At 48.6% G+C, this 3,019-nt stretch carries 3 protein-coding genes; all 3 read right to left on the reverse strand.

From position 1 onward, the window contains the following. Positions 1-289: 289 nt before the first annotated feature. Entirely contained in the window at positions 290-2,437 is a 2,148-nt protein-coding gene (locus ACR0BZ_RS19735; protein WP_480921070.1) for an ankyrin repeat domain-containing protein, read from the reverse strand. Positions 2,438-2,688: 251 nt separating this feature from the next. After that, a complete protein-coding gene (locus ACR0BZ_RS19740) occupies positions 2,689-2,829 on the reverse strand; it encodes a hypothetical protein (protein ID WP_170351321.1) in 141 nt (46 codons plus the stop codon). Further along, positions 2,826-3,019 (reverse strand): hypothetical protein (locus ACR0BZ_RS19745; protein WP_480921071.1); only part of this gene is annotated, 194 nt, incomplete at its 5' end. The genes ACR0BZ_RS19745 and ACR0BZ_RS19740, both read right to left, overlap by 4 nt.

Genomic DNA, 3,019 nt, shown 5'->3' on the forward strand with positions numbered 1-3,019 from the left:
ACAATCTCTTCGGGCTTCGGTCGCTTGTTTGCCATTCGTGGTCCTCCGTTTCCTAAACATAGCGGTGGACCAGTTCAGTTGGGGAGGCTCATCGCCGTGGACAAGACAATCAGGGGTTCCGATCAATCGGACGGCCAACAACCCATTCTCAGCGCTGTTCGCTGAGGTGTCCGTCAGATCAAGTCTGAAGTTTTACAAATCAGGGGTTCCGATCAATCGGACGGCCAACAACCCATTCTCAGCCCTGTTCGCTGAGGTGTCCCTCAGATAAAGTCTGAAGTTTTACATCTCATTGTTCTTCGGTAAGCCGTTTCAAACAAAGCTCCAGCTTCGCTCCAGTGCTTACAACTCGCGTTGCCTCTCGAAACCAGAGCCGATCTTCGGCGGATACCTCGAGAAGGAACCACTTTGCCAACTCGTTGTGATTGTGCGTGTAGAGCAGCGTTAGTGCAGTTGTTCCGTCGTCAAGTTTGTCTCTCACGTTTGCTCCGTATTCTATCAGTGTGCGAAAAAGCCAAGGATCTCCTATTTCAGCCGCAAAAAGAAACGGAGTCATTCCGTCGCAAGAGACTTTTGTGGTGATGTCCGCCCCTGCGTCTAGAAGGGACAAAACGATCTCTTTACAGTTTACAAGTTCGCTCTGTTGCTTCTGAAAATACTCATGCATTTGCGGCACGATCCGAGGGTTTTTGTTGATAAAACTCTCCCACGCTTCTGCATGCCTATGTCTGAATGGAGAAGGTGTCTGCCAATGCCGGTCACCCCAAATGGACACCTTTTGAGCACGTTGGTGAGGATCAAGGAAGTCTTCCAACAATCTTTGTGGCGACCGGAAGTTATTTGCTGCTGCGAATAAAGGCGAACCTCCTTGCGGCCCTTCAATTTCGAAATCTGCTCCCTTAGAAAGCAAAGATTCAACAAAACCCGAGTGGCGCTCCTTTATTGCTTCATGCAAGCATGTCTCGCCATTTTTTGCCTTCGTATCGATTGTAGCCTTCTTTGTGGCGTCGATTAGTTCGTAAAAGACATCTTTGTCACCTCGCTTAATCGCAAAAAACAAAGGTGACCTTTCCCGCTTATCGAGGTCGCCTGGATCAGCTCCCTTCTTCAAAAGTGCTTGGATATTTTCCCTGTCGAGGAGGAAGGTGTAAATATGAAGCTGGCTCACAGGCCCATCGCCCCAATCCCTAAGTCTCCTGCCCGGGTTAGATAAATCAGGTGTCCGGCCTTTCCATTTAGCTGCTGCGGGAAACCCGACTTTCGATGTCTTTATTGGCAGGCAACCAAGTGCTTCAGGATAAGAATTTGGAAACAAAGACTTGAAAGAAGTATCCGTCTCCTGAGGCATTACCTCTAGTCCGATTGTTTCACAACGCGCAGTCCAGCGGTTGCGAATTTGCTTTTCGTTGATGGCGGCTGAAGTGGCGAACAAGTAGGTCATTGCGCATTCAAATCCGGCGGCACTTTGGTAGCTGAACGCTGCGCCCGCCTCATCAAAACACTTCAGCGCGGCCTTGCGATCTCCAAGCTGTGCCAAGTGCAACCCTTCCATCAAAGAAAGGTTAGCCAGGCTGAAGTTATCGCAAAGCTCTTCCTTAAGCAGCTCTATACAAGCTTCGGCCCTTGCTACATCTCCAGCCACCTTCTCTCTACTAGGGGCTGTGAGCTCCGAGAGCTCCAATAAGATTTCACAACGGGCTTCTCGAAATTGCTCATGCGAAATAGAGTTCTGGAGTTTTATGTCTTCAGAGACCGTCTCGACCAGCTTCTTGTAATCCGAAGTGTGTCGAGAAGCATCTACCATTTCGAGACAGCAGTAGTTTCTATATGCATTCGCAAGTGCCAAAGCAAAACCGAGATCAAAGTCATATCTGCTCTGGATTGCTAAGATCTTCGAAACGCTCATGCCGGACCTACGAGACCATCGACCGATCTCAGTTTCCCAACTGCGCGCCTCTATCGGAATTTTTTTTTGTAGGTCAGCAGACAGCGCCCGGATGGTTTTACCCTGAAGACGTGCATTCCATACAACGGAGACACCTTCCGCAGGATGACCAATAATATCTTCAACCTTGAAACCGAGTTTCTGCGAAAGCGGCGTCAGGAGTTCGACAAACAAAGAAACAGCGTAGCTGTCAAAGACGCTTCTAACTTCAATAGCACTACGAGATCCGCACTCGAGTTCTCGGACGGCAAATATGTAGTGATCCTTATAGTTGACCAAAGTTTCTAGAATCCCAGTACGGTCGGGGCATGACTCCAACAAACTCGAAAGCTTTTGAAGTGAGAGTTTGCGGATTTCTTCAGAAAGAAAACCCTGTAGATCAGCCATTCGTTGAAGTTTCTTGTCGAGAGCAGAGTTGTTCTCACCGTCAACGTGCGTGAAATTACGAAGTATAAACTCTAAGATTTCGCCGGGTTGTGGGATTGGCTTCATTGGGGGGCTATTCGTTTTAGATTCTTTAGCTGCATGCGCGTGTTCTGGTAAGCTCTCCGGCAGCTTGGGGATCTTGCTACGACCAAAATTCCGCCATTCGCTAACCGCAATTTGCCGTGCTTTCGACCAATTGCAAAGCGTGCTCCAGCTTTTACTTCTTGACGGATCATTTTGTCTATATCTCTGTTTTTACAGTACTTCATGTGTGAGCTTTGGGGGGAGGTGATGAAAGCCTCATCACCTCCATGATATTATTTTTTTGTCTGCTTTGCCGCAGCAGCCTGGGCACGGGCCGGAAAGCTGCCTTTGCTCACTTTGCCGCCGTTGCTTTTCGCGGAGGCACTCTGTACTCGCGCAGCAGCTTTTGCAGTCATTGGTTTTGATTTTCTCATAACATCTTCCTTGTTGCGTTGTAGATGGCCAATATTTGGCAAGCACCAAGAAACAAATCGAGAGACATACTCGGGACACCAATCTTCATTTTTAGGGAAGTGAGCCTCCCCAACTGAACTGGTCCACCGCTATGTTTAGGAAACGGAGGACCACGAATGGCAAACAAGCGACCGAAGCCCGAAGAGATTG

It is taken from the genome of Ruegeria sp. P8 (assembly GCF_056534665.1).

What these genes read in the sequence shown, in the direction of transcription:
- ACR0BZ_RS19735 (WP_480921070.1), bottom strand. Translation starts at nt 2,437, where the DNA reads ATGAAGCCAATCCCACAACCCGGCGAAATCTTAGAGTTTATACTTCGT.
- ACR0BZ_RS19740 (WP_170351321.1), bottom strand. Translation starts at nt 2,829, where the DNA reads ATGAGAAAATCAAAACCAATGACTGCAAAAGCTGCTGCGCGAGTACAG.